Origin of the sequence: Ammoniphilus oxalaticus (genome assembly GCF_003609605.1) — a bacterium.
Classification (GTDB): domain Bacteria; phylum Bacillota; class Bacilli; order Aneurinibacillales; family RAOX-1; genus Ammoniphilus; species Ammoniphilus oxalaticus.
In genome coordinates this window covers 147,617-165,206 of the sequence record NZ_MCHY01000007.1, presented here as the reverse complement: position 1 = coordinate 165,206, position 17,590 = coordinate 147,617, and the positions used below count along the sequence as shown (strand labels likewise).

At 43.3% G+C, this 17,590-nt stretch carries 19 protein-coding genes; 13 read left to right on the top strand and 6 right to left on the bottom strand.

Going from position 1 to position 17,590, the window contains the following annotated elements:
- Nucleotides 1–106: 106 nt before the first annotated feature.
- Complete coding sequence (locus BEP19_RS05755; protein ID WP_120188888.1) at nt 107–394, bottom strand: hypothetical protein; 288 nt, start codon at nt 392–394, stop codon at nt 107–109.
- A gap of 199 nt (nt 395–593) precedes the next feature.
- On the opposite strand from BEP19_RS05755, the gene BEP19_RS05750 reads away from it, so the two are divergent.
- Complete coding sequence (locus BEP19_RS05750) at nt 594–1,229, top strand: FMN-dependent NADH-azoreductase (RefSeq protein ID WP_120188887.1); 636 nt, start codon at nt 594–596, stop codon at nt 1,227–1,229.
- A gap of 61 nt (nt 1,230–1,290) precedes the next feature.
- Here BEP19_RS05750 and BEP19_RS05745 read toward each other — a convergent pair whose 3' ends face one another.
- The 3 genes from BEP19_RS05745 to BEP19_RS05735 all read right to left on the bottom strand — a co-directional run bounded on the left by BEP19_RS05745 (nt 1,291) and on the right by BEP19_RS05735 (nt 6,054).
- The gene (locus tag BEP19_RS05745; RefSeq protein ID WP_120188886.1) at nt 1,291–2,568 is read right to left on the bottom strand and encodes an ATP-binding protein; all 1,278 of its coding nucleotides are present in this window, start codon (nt 2,566–2,568) and stop codon (nt 1,291–1,293) included.
- 69 nt (nt 2,569–2,637) lie between these two features.
- A complete protein-coding gene (locus tag BEP19_RS05740) occupies nt 2,638–4,812 on the bottom strand; it encodes a cell division FtsA domain-containing protein (protein ID WP_120188885.1) in 2,175 nt (724 codons plus the stop codon).
- Between the two features lie 234 nt (nt 4,813–5,046).
- Nucleotides 5,047–6,054: an LLM class flavin-dependent oxidoreductase gene (locus BEP19_RS05735; protein WP_120188884.1), complete on the bottom strand. Its 1,008-nt coding sequence runs from the start codon at nt 6,052–6,054 to the stop codon at nt 5,047–5,049.
- Between the two features lie 156 nt (nt 6,055–6,210).
- Between BEP19_RS05735 and BEP19_RS05730 the strand changes: the two genes are divergently transcribed.
- From BEP19_RS05730 to BEP19_RS17940, 5 genes are all read left to right on the top strand, one after another.
- A complete protein-coding gene (locus tag BEP19_RS05730) occupies nt 6,211–6,750 on the top strand; it encodes a biotin transporter BioY (protein ID WP_245983389.1) in 540 nt (179 codons plus the stop codon).
- Nucleotides 6,751–6,914: 164 nt separating this feature from the next.
- A complete protein-coding gene (locus BEP19_RS05725; RefSeq protein WP_120188883.1) occupies nt 6,915–7,244 on the top strand; it encodes a DUF2680 domain-containing protein in 330 nt (109 codons plus the stop codon).
- A 122-nt stretch (nt 7,245–7,366) separates the two neighbouring features.
- Nucleotides 7,367–8,200 carry a YusW family protein gene (locus BEP19_RS05720; protein WP_170145281.1) on the top strand — a complete coding sequence of 278 codons (834 nt, stop codon included), beginning with the start codon at nt 7,367–7,369 and terminating at the stop codon, nt 8,198–8,200.
- 95 nt (nt 8,201–8,295) lie between these two features.
- The gene (locus tag BEP19_RS05715; protein WP_120188881.1) at nt 8,296–8,589 is read left to right on the top strand and encodes a Dabb family protein; all 294 of its coding nucleotides are present in this window, start codon (nt 8,296–8,298) and stop codon (nt 8,587–8,589) included.
- Between the two features lie 204 nt (nt 8,590–8,793).
- Entirely contained in the window at nt 8,794–9,693 is a 900-nt protein-coding gene (locus BEP19_RS17940; protein ID WP_245983387.1) for an NlpC/P60 family protein, read from the top strand.
- 73 nt (nt 9,694–9,766) lie between these two features.
- Here the strand turns inward: BEP19_RS17940 and BEP19_RS05705 are convergent, their stop codons facing one another.
- Nucleotides 9,767–11,167: an MDR family MFS transporter gene (locus BEP19_RS05705; RefSeq protein WP_120188880.1), complete on the bottom strand. Its 1,401-nt coding sequence runs from the start codon at nt 11,165–11,167 to the stop codon at nt 9,767–9,769.
- A gap of 188 nt (nt 11,168–11,355) precedes the next feature.
- Between BEP19_RS05705 and BEP19_RS05700 the strand changes: the two genes are divergently transcribed.
- A complete protein-coding gene (locus BEP19_RS05700) occupies nt 11,356–12,549 on the top strand; it encodes a DUF2157 domain-containing protein (protein WP_170145280.1) in 1,194 nt (397 codons plus the stop codon).
- 1 nt (nt 12,550) lies between these two features.
- A complete protein-coding gene (locus BEP19_RS05695) occupies nt 12,551–13,336 on the top strand; it encodes a GDYXXLXY domain-containing protein (protein WP_120188878.1) in 786 nt (261 codons plus the stop codon).
- A 92-nt stretch (nt 13,337–13,428) separates the two neighbouring features.
- Here BEP19_RS05695 and BEP19_RS05690 read toward each other — a convergent pair whose 3' ends face one another.
- The gene (locus BEP19_RS05690) at nt 13,429–13,674 is read right to left on the bottom strand and encodes a hypothetical protein (protein ID WP_120188877.1); all 246 of its coding nucleotides are present in this window, start codon (nt 13,672–13,674) and stop codon (nt 13,429–13,431) included.
- A gap of 136 nt (nt 13,675–13,810) precedes the next feature.
- Here BEP19_RS05690 and BEP19_RS05685 point away from each other — a divergent pair, with 136 nt between their 5' ends.
- From BEP19_RS05685 to BEP19_RS05665, 5 genes are all read left to right on the top strand, one after another.
- Nucleotides 13,811–14,773 carry a bile acid:sodium symporter family protein gene (locus BEP19_RS05685; RefSeq protein WP_120188876.1) on the top strand — a complete coding sequence of 321 codons (963 nt, stop codon included), beginning with the start codon at nt 13,811–13,813 and terminating at the stop codon, nt 14,771–14,773.
- 60 nt (nt 14,774–14,833) lie between these two features.
- The gene (locus BEP19_RS05680) at nt 14,834–15,061 is read left to right on the top strand and encodes a methionine aminopeptidase (protein WP_120188875.1); all 228 of its coding nucleotides are present in this window, start codon (nt 14,834–14,836) and stop codon (nt 15,059–15,061) included.
- A 97-nt stretch (nt 15,062–15,158) separates the two neighbouring features.
- Nucleotides 15,159–16,163, top strand: a complete 1,005-nt coding sequence (locus BEP19_RS05675; protein ID WP_120188874.1) for an ABC transporter substrate-binding protein — start codon at nt 15,159–15,161, stop codon at nt 16,161–16,163.
- 72 nt (nt 16,164–16,235) lie between these two features.
- A complete protein-coding gene (locus tag BEP19_RS05670) occupies nt 16,236–16,991 on the top strand; it encodes a threonine/serine exporter family protein (protein WP_120188873.1) in 756 nt (251 codons plus the stop codon).
- Nucleotides 16,992–17,017: 26 nt separating this feature from the next.
- Entirely contained in the window at nt 17,018–17,476 is a 459-nt protein-coding gene (locus BEP19_RS05665; protein WP_120188979.1) for a threonine/serine exporter family protein, read from the top strand.
- Nucleotides 17,477–17,590: the final 114 nt, after the last annotated feature.

Here is a 17,590-nt window from a genome sequence, read left to right as displayed (position 1 = left end):
AGGAATAATCTTAAGACTTTCTTAAGAAGTCCCCGCGCGTAGTGAGCTAGTCCCCTTAAACGAAGGAAAAGAAGCTGCCCCTCGGGACAGCTTCCGTCAAATTGAATTAAAACCTGTTTTTAATGGAGGACAGATACTTCCAAATCACAGCAAGCCCGCCGACATAATAGGCAATTAGCATGACCCAACCTGTTGGATCTAGGCTCATCAAGACTGCGATAAGAAGTAGCGGGAAAACATATTGTAGAATGTCTTGTAGAGTTCCTAGGAATAGATTGAGCGGGAAGGAGTTGGATGATAGAGAGCGAAAGAAGCCAACCAGAAAATCGATAAACATTAGTCCAAAGATTGCCCACATCGTATACAGCATTAACCCTGAAAGAGCGAAAGTCATTTTTCTTCACCTCCAATCTTTCGAGCTTACTAAATGATATGCAGTTTGTCGTGAAAAAGGACTAGACAAAAGAACTATCTTTTGATATGGAGTGTGGTGTTAGAGGTTGGGCGCATGTTTAAACTCACAAATCGGTTGTTTTTTTAAAAAAAATCTAGTAGCCTTAAATGAAGGTAATACAAACTAAGGGGGAGAAATCATGGCAAAAGTACTTTACATCACAGCAAATCCGAAATCAGTTGAACACTCTTATTGTCTTAGCGTAGGCCAAGCCTTTCTTGAGACTTATCAACAGGAAAACCCGACGGACGAGATCATTACCCTCAACCTTTTTGAGGAAGAGTTTCCCAAATTAGATCATGATGTGTTCAGCGCTTGGGGAAAACTCCAACAAGGCGTAGATTTCAGTGAACTTACCGACGAGGAAACAAGAAAGGTCGGAAGACTCAATGAAATCGTCGATCAATTTATATCGATGGATAAGTATGTATTTGTTACACCATTGTGGAATTTAAGTTTTCCATCTGTCGTCAAAGACTACATTGATGCCATCTGTGTAGCAGGCAAGACGTTTAAATATACGGATCAAGGCTCTGTTGGTTTATTAACGGGTAAAAAGGCCATTCATATTCAAGCGCGTGGCGGGATCTATGTTGAACCTCCTATGAGCGAACTAGAAATGGGTGACCGCTTTATTCGCAGTATCTTAACTTTTTTAGGCGTTCCTTCAATTGAATCGGTGATCGTGGAAGGAATGGCTCAGCTGCCGGATCAAGCAGAGGAAATCAAAGCAAAGGCAATAGATGAGGCGAAAAAAGCCGCGATCAAATTCTAAAAACACTGTTGACACAATTTAAAAAAGCTCAAATTGATCGCGCCGCTCAGTATTACGTACGTTAACAATGGGCGGCGCTTTCCTTTTGAGCTTGCCTGGAGAAAAGAGGCAGTTGCACAATAAATTGCGTTCCCTTTCCTTTTTCACTATAAACTTGAATATTACCCTTCATCATGTGAATGATCCGATAACTCGTTAATAATCCAATCCCTGTTCCTTGCTTTTTCGTTGAATAAAATGGGGAGCCGAGCCGACTTAATTCTTTCTCTGTCATGCCGATCCCTTGATCTACCACTTCGATCCAAACATGGCTATCTTGAACAGAACCGATGATTTCAATGGTTCCCCCGTCAGGCATCGCTTCAATTCCGTTTTTGATAAGATTTAATAGAACTTGGCCCAGTTTGGCTTGATTTGCTTTAATGGATAGAGGGGCATCATCCATGCTTAGTTTTATTTCCACTCCGTTCAAAGTTGCATAGGAAGAAATCACACTTACTACATGGGTGATTTGTTCGGCGGCATCTATGTGTTCCATAATTTCTGTCTGTGGTTTTGAGAGCGATAGAAAATTGTTAATAATCGATTCCGCATGATCGAGTTCACCGATCATCATCTTTAAATATTTTCGTTCCGTCTCATCCTTATGCCGTTCATTCAATAGCTGCATAAACCCTCTGACTACGGTCATCGGATTGCGAATCTCATGCGCAACCGAAGCAGCCAATTCACTCAACGCATTTAACGTTTCGGCTCGCTGCATTTCCTGTCGCATCGTACGAACCTCATCCAAGCTTTCGATTAAAAAGATGGCGATCCACATCGCTAACACATGCAATAAACAAAAACCAGCATAGAACAAAGTGTTCTCCAAAGTGAATGGTAAAGGATTTGAACCAAAAAAGGAAATCATCGAGCAAATAAATGCCCATAAAAAAGCGAACCCGGAGGCCAACATGATTTTTAACAAACGACCGCCTTGATTAAAATGACCCTTAAACACAAAGGCCAAAAGAATGACAGCTGGAAAAGAGTAGACGGTCAGCAAAAATCCTGGACCGCCTAAGTAAAAACGGTATAAGAACATGACGAGACAGACAAGCGCGCTTGTCTGCCAGCCCCCGTATAAAATTCCAATCACAAGTGGAATTGTTCGCAGATCGTATTTATATCCAGCTATGAAACTGAACGGAAAAGACATACATAACAGTATCGTCATCGTTGCCAAAACGGCGAACCTAAGTCTTGCATACTTCTCATCTGATGAAAAATGAAAATAAACCAAAATAGATGACACAATAATTAAAATATTAATCAATAATTCACTTAATCCATCCAAATGGGCGCACCTCAAATCTACATATACCCATCAATCTTATTTTTCTTTTTTGGCAAGACAAACCTATACCTAGATTGTTTCGTCTCTTTTTATATCCCAGCGTAGTTCAATCTCGTCCCCATCATGTAAAGCGGTTTGAAAATCAGCTGCTTTTCCATTGACTAGTGTTTTCATATGGATCGCCCCATCTGGTTTTGTAATGTCAGCTATCGTATACGCAAACACATCGTGGTAGACTGGGCGAGTAGGGTGTTTGGCTATTTCCAATTCGACGATGTCGCCATTCTGCAGCGGTTGGTCCCAATCAGCGCTAATCCCGTTGAGTAAGACAGTCACCCTATGTAAAGGGATCGAGAGCGGTTGTCCGTTAAATGTCACCGAAATCTGCGCAAGATGAGCGATTTCTGGGGTAATCAAAGTTCTAACGGTTGGCTGTTTGGAGCCAGTTTCCTGAACAAATGTCAGGTGATCCCCTTCGCGAATCGATTGCTGCGGCGAAGCTGGTTCATCATTCAGTCGCCATCCCGTATCATGCTCTTTTACACGTTTCGTTTGGCCATTGATCTTCAGCTCACAATTGATTGAACGGACCTGATCGCCATATCCTGTTTGCTTTAAAACGTCCGCAACCGTTTGCGGCCAGCGAATATCGAATGCATCTCGGTCGTTTACTTGATCGGTTGGTTGACATCGCTTGCCATTTTTCAACACCATTGGCTGGAGCGGGTAGACTTCATCGTCGAGATGGATCGTCATTGCGCCAAACTCTGCAATCAGATCCTTGACAATCACTTGCGGAGCTTGGCCATCCGCGCCCGCTTCAATCCGCAAATTATCTTGGTCGTAAACAATCGAATTCAACCGCCCAACCTGCCCATTTATGAGAATCAGCGGTGGTTTGCCCAGCTTTCCAGGAATGAATTTTACATCGCCATTGATGACAACGGACAAAGCGAGACCTGGACGTGGCTTCACTGTTCGCAAATCCCAGCCCGCATGCAACAACACATCACCGACTGTAATTTTCTTTAAATCAAAAATACGTACTTCTTCATCATTTAGTCGAACGGTTACATATTTGATCGGATGGCGTTGAGCAGCGACAGCAATTCCAATCGGGGTAACAAACTCAGGCCCTTTTAACTGTTCATCTACCTTTAATCCCTTGATAGCATCAGCTCCACGAACAGCGACACGACTAGTTGGGAGTTGCAATTTTTTTGCAATACTTTCGGGTAAGGTAGGGGTCAGGCTACCGCCTCCAATTAACATCACTGCTTGCGGCGCTTGTTCATTTAATTCTAAAATTTTGTGCGTAATTTGTTCAGCTAGTTGCTCGATCACTTCATTAAGTTGTTCAATAATTTCTGCCGCAAAGGCAACATGTTCCATACCAAGGATATCGGTATATCGAACCTCAGATTGAACAGCCAATACGCGCTTTAGCTGTTCTGCTTCGTTGAAGTCAAGCAAGTACGCTTGACTTAGCGCCTCCGTAATTTCATCGCCTGCCACCGCAACCATGCCGTAGGCGACAATTGTTCCATCGGCCGTAATCGCAATATCTGAAGTGCCCGCGCCAATATCAATCAATGCGATATTTAACTTGCGCATAGAAGCGGGGACAAGCGCATTAATCGCGGCAATTGGTTCTAAAGTTAATGTTTTCATCTGCAAATCCGCTTTTTGTAAGGCGGTCATTAATGAGTCGACAACGAGTCGGGGCAAAAAGGTGGCGATGATTTCAACCTTTGCTGACTGACCGCGTTGGTCGATCAAATTACCGATGATTTCGCCGTCCAAATAATAATTGATAACACTGTATCCCACGCAATAATAATCGCGAAAACCCGAATCGGAATGTTTATCCGCTATTTGCTTTTGGGCTTCCTGAATTGCGGATAATTCTAGACTGAGCGTATCATTTTGATTTAGCAGCGGATACCCCGCAATCGCATGCTCAAACGATGCTGTCGTTGTGATTAACGTTCTACCCGCTGCCGCGACCGATACATATTTTAACGGATTGTTTCGTTCAACCAGCCGATCCCTGACACAGGCAATACTTTCAGCCACTTCTGACACATGATGAATTTGTCCGTCCAGCATCGAACGTTCACGGTGTTCAATCGACTCATAATCGACAATCGTCAGCGAGTCGCCCGTCTGTTGTAAAATCATACCGACAATCGCGCGCGTGCCGATATCGAGGGAGAATATAAAATCGCTATGATTATGTGTCAATAATGACAACTCCTTTAACTAAATTCAGCGGAAGAGCCTTTCGGTGTGGCAGGGAAAATGCGCTGTTACTCGGAATTCATCTGAATCGGTCGAACCCTAGTTAAAATCATTTGACGCAAATGCGCGTGTTGAGGCGTAATTAAATTCAATAAATCACCCGATCCCTGTCCCTGCTACACTACTATTTCTTCAATGTCGAATAAAATCCCTCTTTTTCCTTCACATCTTTACCAATTATGCCTGAACAAGTTCAGCAAGTAGCTGATAACTGCTCAAACGGGCTTGATGATCATAGATCATCGCGTTTGCGATGATTTCGTCAGCATCCGTTAAATCGATAAATGCGCCGAGGTTTTTTTCAACCGTTTCGGAACTGCCGATAATTGAACCAGCCAGTTGTCGTTCAATTGCTTGCTTTTCATGCGGCAACCATAAGGCGCTAATGTCTTCGACAGGCGGCTGTAACTGAGCCGGTTGATTGCGGATTAAATGAAGAAAGGACTGTTGCATGGAAGTAGAGAGTCGTTGCGCTTCATCATCGGATTCAGCGACAATCACATTAACTGCTACCATACAATACGGTTCATTTAATATAGCGGATGGTTGAAAACTTTGGCGATACAGCTGGATGGCCGGCGCTGTAAAGTCAGGTGAAAAATGACTTGCGAAAGCAAACGGCAGACCTAACTGTCCGGCTAGACGGGCGCTAAAATCGCTTGAACCGAGCAAATAAATTGGAATGGACAGTCCTTCGCCGGGAATCGCTCTCACCTGATTTTGTTCTGTTGCCAATGACGGGTCGAAATAACCGCGCAACTCCGCTAATTGATGCGGAAAATCAAGACCGCCATGTCGATCGCGACGCAAAGCTCGCGCCGTTGTTTGATCCGAACCTGGAGCCCTCCCTAAGCCGAGATCAATCCGTCCGGGAAACAGTGACTCCAATGTGCCGAATTGTTCAGCAATCACTAAAGGAGCGTGGTTAGGAAGCATAATGCCGCCGGCTCCGACGCGAATCGTTGATGTTCCAGCCGCAATATGGCCGATTACAACGGAAGTTGCTGAACTCGCAATACCCGGCATATTGTGGTGCTCCGCGATCCAGTAACGGTGAAAGCCCAATTGCTCTGCATGCTGGGCAAGCTCTAAGCTATTATGAAGCGCCTCTTGCGCCGAACTTCCCTGGCCAATCGGGACGAGGTCCAGTACGGAAAATGGAATCTCTGTCAGTTTTTTTGTCATCGTGTGGATGCCTCCTTTATTCCTCCATTAAATGTAGCGGAAGATGGTCTTAGATTCAAACTTTTATGTTGCGCCCGATCTTGCACAATGTTAACCTATTATAAATCGTAGTTGACAAAGGAGGAGGACGCAATAAATACAAAAGATATGGTTTATATGGCGATGCTTACGTCGATCGTCTGCGCCTTAGGTTTTGCCCCGTCGGTTCCTAACCCGCTTAATCCGACTGTGCCGATCACGGCTCAAACACTTGGAGTCATGCTGGCAGGCGGCTTATTAGGAGCGAAGCGCGGCGCGGGCAGTATGCTTGTCTTTTTAGCGATTGTTGCTGTCGGCGCGCCGGTTCTTTCTGGAGGACGCGGAGGTCTTTCCGCTTTTGTCGCTCCTACAGCTGGTTATTTATGGAGTTTTCCTCTATCCGCTTTGATGATTGGATTCTTTACCGAACGTTTTTGGAATAACCTGACGTTTTTGAAAGCTATTTTGATTAATGTGTGCGGCGGGATCATCCTCGTTTACGCGATTGGAAGTCCTGTGTTAAGTTTTGTGACAGAAATGGACATAAGAGCGGCTTTTTTATCTAATGTTGCCTATCTTCCCGGTGACTTTATGAAAGCAGTTATCGCCGCTTATATTGCTGTGAAGATGAAGCGAATGAAGCCGATCATTGAACAAGACAAAACGTTTATTGCCTAATTCATTTAATTTACATAAAGATGGAGTTTGGATTGCCGCGCAGGCAATCCTTTTTTGCTTACGCGGTAGGCTTACTTAATTTGTTTAACGTGATACATAAATAAAGCAAAAGAAGCAAAACTAGGATGGAAGTCCATTATTATTAAAAAAAGGAGCGACAACGTATGTCAAAATTGGGGCGTTTTGTTTTAGCAATGGCCTTTTTCACCGGATCACTCAGTTTCGGTGGCGGGGCCTTGATTCAAGCAGAAGAGAGCGGAGTGAACGAAACTGTTCAATTAACAGAGCAACAACAACAAGAGCTTGCAAAACTGCATAAAAAGATGATCGAGCAACATAAGAAAGTTGTAGCTAAATATGTAGAATTCGGTGTCTTCTCCAAAGACAAGGGAGAGAAAATAGATGCCATGTTAGATAAGAAATACGAAAAATTAGAACAAAACGGTTTCATTCCGAAGTGGGAACATAAAAAATACCACAAAGACAACGAATAAGTTCAAAAGAGCAACTCTCATCTGAGTTTGCTCTTTTTTATTATTTTATTGATCTTCCGACCCTAGTAAATCATGGAATGGATACGTATGTTATAAGAGACCTAAAGGAGGGAGATTTTACTTTGAAGCAAAAAATGGCTTACATGTCTATTGGCGTCGTCTTTACCCTAATCGTATCTTTCACATGGTTGTCATTCGCATCATCTAGTTCCGAAGTCGTTGGAACATTAACGGCGCTGGATGAAAATAATCGGCAGCTAACCATATACGATGGGAAAAATAGTCGAGAATTTACGGTTGACGCGGACACAATCATTTATCGGGATAATCAGAAGACCCAATTATCCGCTCTATTGATGGATGATGATCTAAAAGTTTTACTGAACTCAGACCAAAAAGTTCGTTATGTCGTCGCGGCTTCTCACAGAGAGAATGCTGATTCAACTCCAAATACCGTTGCGGTTAAAGCTGTAACGACTGAGCCTGTCACGAAACAAGCGGAAGAACAAGTGGAAAAACCCATCGTAAAGGAGATTCCGATACGCCGCGCGGCTGATTCCCAAACGGACCTCGCTTCAATACGAGAATTAGAAATCGAACTAAAGGTTCAGCCTGGCCACAAATATCAGCTAAAGTATAAAAACAAAGATGGGGAAGTCGAGAGCAAATGGGAAGTAAAAGGCAAACAAAAAGCTAAAAAGAACGGCTATCGTAACGCAGCGGAAGTAGAAGCATTCATTAAAAAATTGGGCATCAACCCACAGATGGATAAACAAGAGTTAGCAGAGAGAGTCATTGCCGCGTTTCAACTTGAACATGGATTCAGGGAATTGGAAGTGGAAATTGAATTCAGCAATGGAAGAGAAGTCGAGCTTGAGATCGAAAACAAAGCGGATCGCAAAGTAAAGTATAAAGAAAAATATGCAAATGATGATGACGATGACGATGATGACTAATAAATCATACTAACCTCTTGCTCTCTTTCTTGTCTTATGAAATTCAGGTAAAATGGAGCGCATACCATGAGACATAAAAGAAGGAGAGGGATCCTGTGATTAATCGGGTTGTTCTATTAAAATTTTCAGATAAAACAACAGAAGAACAGTATCAGGAAGTCATTACTCGTTTTAAAGCATTGGAAAGCCAGTTGCCGGGTATTGCTGAAATTCATGCAGGACGTAATGTTTCCAAGCGAAATCAAGAATATCAGCTCATTTTAAATGTTCGTTTTTCGGATCAGAACGCGTTGGAAACGTATGAAGCGAGCGCCGAACATGGCGCAGTTGCAGCTTATATTAAAGAAGTTGGCAGACTAGATAGTATCGGCGTAGATTTTGTAATTTAACATCTGTTACATGAGGAAGGGAGAGCCTTAATCGGCTAATCCCTTCTTTTTTACTTACAAAAATATATTGTTACATTTTCTGGGTAATCTATCATATTTTACCGCTAGACTCCTTATTTTCCCTCTGGTAGATTTAATTTGGCAGGGAACTAATTCCAAACATGCCAAAGTTTAAGTAAACAAGAAATTGGGGGAATGAATAAGATGAAGAAAATCACTGTTTTAAGTTTAACACTGGCAGGATTGCTTGCTTTTTCCTCGTTAAGTCCCGCGCAGGCGGCAGCCGCTTCTCAACCGATCGCCAAATCAGCGCAAAAGTACATAGGCTATTCACTAACCAACTATACAGCGGGCGATTTTATTTTCTACACACTAAAAGATTCGGGTATTAAATCATCAAGCAGTCTTTCAACTCTTTATCAACAAGGAAAATCCGTTTCAACCTCACAAATCAAATCAGGTGATATCGCCTTTTTTGGAAACAGTTCAAAAGATTTATTTGCCGCGGGAGTCTATCTTGGCAACAACCAAATCGCGATCGCCTACAAACCTTATGGCAGTGTAAAAGTGTTCTCGATTAATGATCGAATCGTTCAAAACAACTTTGTTGGATTGCGACGCTATGCGGCTGAGGAAGTCAAGCCGCCAAAACAAGAGCCATCCGCATCACAGCAGCGTGAAGCAGTCATCAAGGCGGGGAAGAAGTATTTAGGAACCCCGTATGAATATGGCTCAAGTCGAAGCAGCACAAAGACATTTGATTGTTCCGCTTTTACGCGTCAAGCTTATTTAGATGCGACAGGAATCGATATTGGACGCGGTGGGGCGACATCGCAATATCAAAACATGGTAAAGAATGGTGTCTCATTTAAGACGGATTGGCGTGATTTGAAGGTCGGGGATATTATGTTTTTCATGCCGTATCGCGGGACAAGCAAAGACCTTTATGAAAAAAATCGTTCATCGATTGGACACAATGGTATCTATATGGGGGATGGAAAAGTGCTTCACACGTATTCAAAAGATTCTGGCGGGGTACGAGTCGATACGATTGCCAGACATTGGGACTATCGCTTCATTGCAGGTGGTAGCCCGCTTAAATAAGTAAGTAAATAAGCTGACCTAAACGTTTCAGACCCAAAAATGTTGGTTTGTCGCGTTCTGTGTCAGCTTTTTTTTACGATACTTGCGCGTCTTCCTCGTTGGCTTGCTGTTTTGGAATCCAAAAACCAGCAATCAAACTAACAAGCGCAAGCGCCGCTAAACTAATAAAAATCATGTGAATACCCGTCGCCAAAACATCCGCGGGAACTTGTCCTTCTGAATAACCAGCAATATGTTGATTTAAAATTGTTCCCAATACCGCAATCCCAAGTGTCTGACCGAGTATCCGCAAAAAAGTGTTGGAAGATGCTGCCGCTCCGCGTAACTCCCACTCGACAGAAGACTGAACAACGACGGTGAAGACGGTGAACGCGATTCCAAAGCCAAAACCAACGATCAACATCGTCACTACCAATATCAGATTAGGCGTGCTCATTCCGATGATCATAAGAGGCGCAGTACCGATTAAAATAAACAAGAGACCGTATAGAGACATCTTTCGAGCCCCAAACCGAACCAAGATTCTACCGCACAATACGGCGCCCAATGGCCAGGCAATAGACATAGGGGTCAAGGTTAGGCCAGATGCTGTTGCGCCAAGCGAAAGTACTCCTTGCACCCACAATGGCATATAGGCCGTTAATCCAATCAATATCCCCGATGTCAAAAAGCTAATTAAGTTAGAAACAGCCAGATCTCTAATCTTAAACAGTTTAAACGGGATAAGCGGATCTGGGTGTTTTAATTGAATCCACGTAAATAGGATTAGAAAGAACACAGCTACGATGAACAAACTATAAATAGGAAGCGAGTTCCAATCCCATTCGTTCCCGCCAGACAGCAACGCGTACAAAAGGGCCGTCATTCCTACCATAAAAGTGATCGCTCCGCCATAATCAATTTTTTGCTTCTTTTTCACGATGTCTTCCTTTAGGAACGCCCCGATCATCCACATCGATAAGATTCCAAACGGAATGTTGATGAAAAAGATCCAATGCCATGATAAATAATCGACAAAGAAACCACCGACAAGCGGTCCGAAAACACCGGCAATCCCCCACATGGAGCTAATTAACCCTTGCGCTTTCGCGCGTTGTTCAAAATTGAAAATATCGCCGACGATCGTAAAGGTGACAGGCATCAAGGCGCCTGCGCCCAACCCTTGCAGCGCGCGAAACCAAATTAATTGGGTCATCGTTTGTGAAAAACCACATAGAATCGACCCAACCAAAAATATAGTGGTCCCGACCATAAAGATCACCTTTCGTCCATAAAGGTCAGATAGTTTTCCAAAGATCGGGGTTGTAATTGCAGATGTTAACAGGTAGATCGCAAACACCCAACTAATTAGTTCGAGACCTCCCAATTGGTTTACGATGACGGGCATCGCCGTACTGACAATGGTGACTTCAATCGCCGATAAAAAAGTTGCGATCAATAACGCCAGCAAGATATTGCGCTGATATTTGTCCAACTTACCTTGCCCCCCTCACTTCCTTAATTAAAACATTAACTTATCATAGTCAAAATTGCCCATTCGGTCAATTTATCCCGAAAGAAGGGTACTATAAAATATTGGTACTTTTGAAACCACTGGGAAATTCGTACAATAGATTATAAGGAAAGAGTTAAATGTCAAAGGGTATGAAAAGAGGGGATACCATGAATAGAAAATGGCTTGAACAAGAGGGCCCGAACTGGGTCAATCAACAAATCATAACGTCCGAACAATTCGAGGAAATTATTAATCTATATCCGCCGCATCAACGGCGAATGCAACTATTGCCCGTGTTGGCTTCCATTCTGATTGGACTTAGTTTACTGACATTCGTCGCCTCCAATTGGGCTGGATTATCTCATCTAGTCAGATTGATGATCTTGATAGTCACAATGACTGGTTTTTATTCATTTGGATTTTCCTTCTACAACAAGGGTCATCAATGGGTTGGGCAAGGCTTATTAGGACTTGGCGTCATCACGTTTGGGGGAAGTATGATCCTAATTGGACAGATGTATCATTTAATCGCTTATGACGCGCGTCTGTTTGTCTTATGGTCGTTAGCCGCGGTTGGATTGCTGTATTTACTCCGTCGCTCCTTCTTTTTTTATTTAGCAAGCGCCTTGATATTCGCGGGGCAAGTGTATGCAATGACCTCCTTTGGTCAGATGAGTTACCTGTTGTTTGCCATTACCATAGTAGGGTTAGGGTATTACGCCTTCAAAGGGAAAAAGGTTTCGTTTGGTTTCATCTTGGTCAACCTGCTAGGCCTACAAATGCTGTTTTTACTCATTGAACAACAACTGCCTTGGGCTTGGGTTAGTCTGATTCCGTTCATCTTGTACGCGTTCGGACTATGGTTAGGCGAACGCCCTGTTGCGCATGGCTTTCATGTCGGACCGATTGTATTCGGTTTTGGATTTGCTGTATTTATGGTCTTTCTACATGATTTTAGTTACGAATATGAGGAGTTCTTTCCAAACCCGATTACATTTGCGATTGTTTATTTCTTATTGTTACTGTTAGCTGGATGGAAGATTAAGCGAGATGTGTGGAAATGGACGCCAATCCTTTTGTTCCTTCCTTTGTTCTATCTTTCGTTTGGAGGGTTCATTTATTTAATCAGCATGTTTGTATACGCATCGTTCTTAATCTACATTGGAGACGAAGAGCGACATGCTTGGAAAGCAAATCTCGGTGTAATCATGTTCCTCATCAGCAGTGTCGTCGGATATTTTCAATTAGCTTGGGCTTTTCTTGATAAATCCATTTTCTTCTTATTTGGCGGGGCATTGTTATTCATGATTCATTGGATTTTGCGCAGACGAAATCGCTGGCTAGTCAGAGGGGGCGAATGAGATGGCGAAAACAAACAAAAATAAGATCTTCTTAGTGATAGGTATTCAAGTTCTTGTACTGTTGTTGATCGTAGGCGCCCAGCTTTTCATTTCGAAAACAGGGGATGAAATTAGACTTAAAACAGCGCCTGTCGATCCGCGCGACGTTTTCTATGGAGATTATGTGATCTTAAATTATGAAATGAGTGAACTTGATATCCGCCTTTTCCCTGAAGGCGCCGCGCCGAAAAAAGGAGCTACAGTCTATACGGTGTTGAAACGAGAAGGGAACTATGATCGCGTAGTTTCTGCGCATCTTGAAAAACCGAAACTTGCGGCGGACGAACATATGATGAAAGGAAGGGTGGATTACGTTCTAAGGGATTGGCGGGACAAACAAGAGGATCCGTCCGCGATCCGCTCTATTCGCGCGATCTACGGCATTGAACGCTATTATGTTCCTGAAGGAGAAGGAATGGAGATCGAAAACAAAAGAGGACAGTTTGATGTCCTCGTGAAAGTGACGACATGGGGCAAATCGATTTCTAAACTTTCTTTTAACGCCGTCGACTTGATCAGTGAAGATGAGGCTCACCAACGCGTCATATCCTACCTAAATAGACAACAGCATGGACGCGACTATGAGATCATTCGCTCCTCGTTAGCAGACCGTTATCAAGATCGAGAGCGATCCGTATGGATTATAGAGGTCGAATCGACACTTGTTCAATCGGAGCAGCCATCAAATGATATGTTCGCTGTTATTGTTGACGCAATAAGCGGCGATATACTCGAGGAAAAAAGATAAAAGAAAGGCTGTAAACCAGTGAGTATCATCACCGCGCTTACAGCCTTTTATTATATGAATGAAATGTAACATGTCGTTCTCATATCGAAGGATTAAACATATAATTTTTCATCGTATCTGGCCAAATAGCGGATCGCTAATGACCATTGTTGCAAAGCGGATCTTTGCTCTGGAGACTTCGCTTGCATAATGAACTCCGGGTAAGAACAGCTGTAACGCTTCTCCATCATTTGGATCGTGGCTCGGTGGAGTTTAGCTGAATCCTTACGCCGAGCCTCTTCGTAATCCTCTTTGTCAAAATATTCAACCTCAAACTGGTCATCGGTATTATAATACATTCGGATTCCCCCCACTTAAATTTGAATTAAAACTTATTTTACAGCATTGGGACTTTTATTTCAACCATGGACATTAAATGTCCATGGTTGAAATGTGGTACAATCAAACAAATTTAGCGTTCGAGGAGAAAAGAGATTGTTTGTAAAAATAAATCACGTATTGGAGAAGGGAATGCCGATATTCACCCCGCTCAGCGTCGTAATCGGGATCCTTTTCAGCGACTACTTTACATCTTTGCCATTTTTGATCCCGTGGGTATTTGCCATCATGACATTTTCAGGGGGAATGAACTCTGATTTAAAAAGCTTCGGACGGGTAATCGCTCATCCGTGGCCTATTCTAGTCACATTTTTTATCTTGCACCTATGGATGCCGCTCGTTGCATGGGGGACCGGAAAATTACTGTTTGCCGACGATCCGCTAACGATGACAGGACTCATTCTGGGGATGATTATTCCCACAGGGGTGACTAGTTTTATATGGGTTTCTATTTATAAAGGAAATCAGGTGTTAGCATTGACGATCATTTTAATCGATACGTTGCTAGCCCCTCTGCTTGTTCCTTATCTTCTTTCCCTATTCGTCGGAAAATTAGTAATGATTAATAGCCTTGAGATGATGAAAGGGCTATTGTTTATGATTGGCTTGCCCTCCTTATTCGGCATGTTACTTAATGAAGTGAGTATTGGCGCGATCCCCCAAAAAGTCGGTCCCGTTCTTGCTCCTTTCACAAAAGTCGGCTTGAACTTTGTGGTAATGGTCAATAGCTCTGCAATTGCTCCCTATATTTTTCCGATAAACAAGAAGTTGTTGATCATTGCCGCTGCCGTTGGGGCGATTGCGTTCATCGGCTATCTATGTAGTCGTCTAATCGGCAAACTATTGAACTGGAAGCGGGAGGAGATTGTGACGCTTACATTTTGCGGGGGGATGAGGAATATTACAACAGGCGCCGTCATCGCCATCGCCTATTTTCCATATGAAGTATCGATTCCCGTTGTGTTAGCGATGGTTTTCCAACAAGTGTTAGCTTCTTTGGCAGGTCGTTTCCTTCGGCTTCGCCCAGATAAAGGAAGGAAAGCAACGGCTTCCCCTTGACCATGCATATTTTCCTCCTATTTCTACATGCTAAGAACAAAAAGCAAGAGGTGGAAATAGATGGATCTATTAAATGGGATCATGCAGTGGAGTCGGGATCGAGAGGAAAAACGGATGGCCCGCATGCGGGAGCAAGGCAAATGTCCCACATGCGCGGGAAGAGGGATCGATTATCCGATTGGTCTTTCAGAATTCGTATACTATCCCGTCGGTGAATGCTTCGACTGCGCGGGCAGCGGCAATTATGCGGATTGGGCGGAACTGAACCCGCCGTCTGACCTACGTTAAAAGTAGTTGATCAATTAAGATAACTAGGATATAATTCCTATCATAATTGTGAAATGCAATTGAGTTGAGAGAGAAGAGACGAGGAGGAACATTTGAGATGAGAAAGTTTTTTGCAGCATCATGCGCAGCATTATTATTACTAACGGGTTGTAGTTCAAATGAAACACAAACAGAGGACGAAACAGGCAAGTCCGAGATGGTCAAAATTGGAATTACACAGATTGTCGAGCATCCATCTTTGGATGAAAATAGGAGAGGTTTCATAGCCGCTTTGAAAGACGCCGGTTATGAAAATAAAAAGAATCTTCTAATCGATTATCAAAACGCCCAAGATGATATGAACAATAGCATCTCAATCGGGCAGAAGTTGGTCGGCGACAAGAACGACTTAATACTCGCTATTTCTACGCCGAGCGCTTTATCCGCAGTAAAGGCAGCGGAAGGAACCGACATTCCGGTTGTTTTCTCAGCTGTGACGGATCCAATGGATGCCAATTTGGTGACGGATTATGATAAACCAGGCGGAAATGTAACGGGTGTTTCTGACATGGACCCAGATAACTTTTACCATGCAGTAAAGGCGATTAAAGATTTCTATCCGAATGCAAAAAAGGTAGGGGTGCTCTATAATTCCGGTGAACAAAATTCCGTTCAAACATTTGCCGTTGTTGAAAAACATATGCAAGAGCTCGGACTTGAGGCAGTCAAAGCTTCCGCTTCTAGGAGCTCCGAAGTTCAACAAGCCGCGGAATCACTCATTGGACAAGTCGATGCATTCGCTTATTTTCAAGACAATACCGTAGCCAGCGCGTTAGAGTCTGTTATTAAGCTAGCGAACGAGCATCAAATTCCTTTCTTTGCCGGAGACGTAGACTCTGTGAAGCGTGGCGCATTTGCCGCTTACGGTTTTGAGCAGTATGACATGGGATACAAAGCAGGGCAAATCGCGGTTGAAATATTGAATGGCAAAAAAGTCGGCGATATTCCTGTCGTTTTCCCCGAAGGTGTTCAATTGTATATTCATGAACAAACTGCTGAATTATTAGGACTTGAACTGACGCCTGAACAAACCCAAGATGCTGTCATAGTTGGGAAAGAATAGTATAAAATACCTCTAAGGACGATTGGTCTTTAGAGGTATTTTACTATAGATAAGAGTACAGGATGGAGTTAAATGGAAAGAATACAGGATAAATCTTGTTTGCCCCTCGATGTTTGTTTATTAGCCGGGAAAATTATGCTACAAAATGGAGCCGAAACTTATCGTGTTGAAGATACAATGGTCCGCATGGCAGCAGCCGCGGGCTTTGAACAATCGCACAGTTTTGTGACGCCAACTGGAATTATTTTTTCCATGGAAGGAATTGAACCAACTAAGTTAATTCGAATAAAAGATCGATTTACGAATTTAGAAAAAGTCACGATGGTTAATCAGCTTTCTAGGCAAATGGCTACAGGAGAGTTCTTATTGGAGGACATCTATCAACAACTGCGGGAGATTGAACGAAGCGGCGATACTTATTCAATTAGCGCTCAGATTGCTGCGGCCGCGATTGCTAGCGGCTGTTTTGTCATTATGTTCAAAGGACAGTGGATTGATTTTCTTCCCGCGCTATTCACAGGCGGGCTCGGCTTTTCCGCTGTCATTTTCTTTCATCGAATTGTAGAAATTAGATTCTTTGCGGAATTTTTTGCTGCTCTGTTGATTGGCGCCGCTGCCCTTGGGCTTGTTTACTTAGGACTGGGCCACCAGCTAGATAAGATCATCATTGGAGCGGTCATGCCGCTTGTGCCTGGATTGTTAATCACCAACGCAGTGCGTGATCTATTAGCGGGTCACTTAATAGCGGGGTTATCGAAAGGAGCAGAAGCATTTCTAACTGCATTTGCAATCGGGACGGGCGTAGCGGTAGTGTTTTCATTTTTATAAAAAGGAGCAAGCATGAAGTGGATGGGATCATTATTTTACAACAATTGCTGACGAGTTTTTGCGCATCAGCCGGATTTGGGATCATTTTTCAAGCGCCGCGGGTTTCTATTATAAAATGCGGTTTTGTCGGAATGACGGGGTGGATCGTTTATTTTTCCCTGGCCCAAGCAGACGTGGACGCCGTCGTGGCGACGTTAGCTGGCGCGTTTGTCGTTGCGATTTTGAGCCAAATCATGGCCCGTCGCTACAAAAAACCGAGTATCATTTTCAGTGTAATGGGAATCATTCCACTCGTTCCAGGCGGGCTCGCTTATCACGCCACCCGAAATTTTGTAGAGAATGAGTATGGGCTAGCGCTCACTTTGGCGGCAAAAGCTTTCATGCTATCAGGGGCGATCACGCTCGGTCTCGTTTGCTCTGAGGTAATTGAGCAAGTTTGGCAAAAGAGGAAGCAAAAGAAGATTGGCGTAGAATCAAGTCGTTAAACGATCAGAAACGCAATAAAAAAACAGCGATTGGACACTAGTTTTGTCGAAAGTATCCACTGTTCAACCCATTTTTAGTATAATGAAAGCGCAAACAATACACAGGCTTTTTTG

Excerpts from the sequence above, each read along its gene's own strand:
- BEP19_RS05755 (WP_120188888.1), bottom strand. The coding sequence starts at position 394 with ATGACTTTCGCTCTTTCAGGGTTAATGCTGTATACGATGTGGGCAATC.
- BEP19_RS05680 (WP_120188875.1), top strand. The coding sequence starts at position 14,834 with ATGGATCTATTAAATGGGATCATGCAGTGGAGTCGGGATCGAGAGGAA.
- BEP19_RS05735 (WP_120188884.1), bottom strand. The coding sequence starts at position 6,054 with ATGACAAAAAAACTGACAGAGATTCCATTTTCCGTACTGGACCTCGTC.
- BEP19_RS05695 (WP_120188878.1), top strand. The coding sequence starts at position 12,551 with ATGGCGAAAACAAACAAAAATAAGATCTTCTTAGTGATAGGTATTCAA.
- BEP19_RS05675 (WP_120188874.1), top strand. The coding sequence starts at position 15,159 with ATGAGAAAGTTTTTTGCAGCATCATGCGCAGCATTATTATTACTAACG.
- BEP19_RS05690 (WP_120188877.1), bottom strand. The coding sequence starts at position 13,674 with ATGTATTATAATACCGATGACCAGTTTGAGGTTGAATATTTTGACAAA.
- BEP19_RS05730 (WP_245983389.1), top strand. The coding sequence starts at position 6,211 with ATGGCGATGCTTACGTCGATCGTCTGCGCCTTAGGTTTTGCCCCGTCG.
- BEP19_RS17940 (WP_245983387.1), top strand. The coding sequence starts at position 8,794 with ATGAAGAAAATCACTGTTTTAAGTTTAACACTGGCAGGATTGCTTGCT.
- BEP19_RS05670 (WP_120188873.1), top strand. The coding sequence starts at position 16,236 with ATGGAAAGAATACAGGATAAATCTTGTTTGCCCCTCGATGTTTGTTTA.
- BEP19_RS05750 (WP_120188887.1), top strand. The coding sequence starts at position 594 with ATGGCAAAAGTACTTTACATCACAGCAAATCCGAAATCAGTTGAACAC.
- BEP19_RS05700 (WP_170145280.1), top strand. The coding sequence starts at position 11,356 with ATGAATAGAAAATGGCTTGAACAAGAGGGCCCGAACTGGGTCAATCAA.
- BEP19_RS05725 (WP_120188883.1), top strand. The coding sequence starts at position 6,915 with ATGTCAAAATTGGGGCGTTTTGTTTTAGCAATGGCCTTTTTCACCGGA.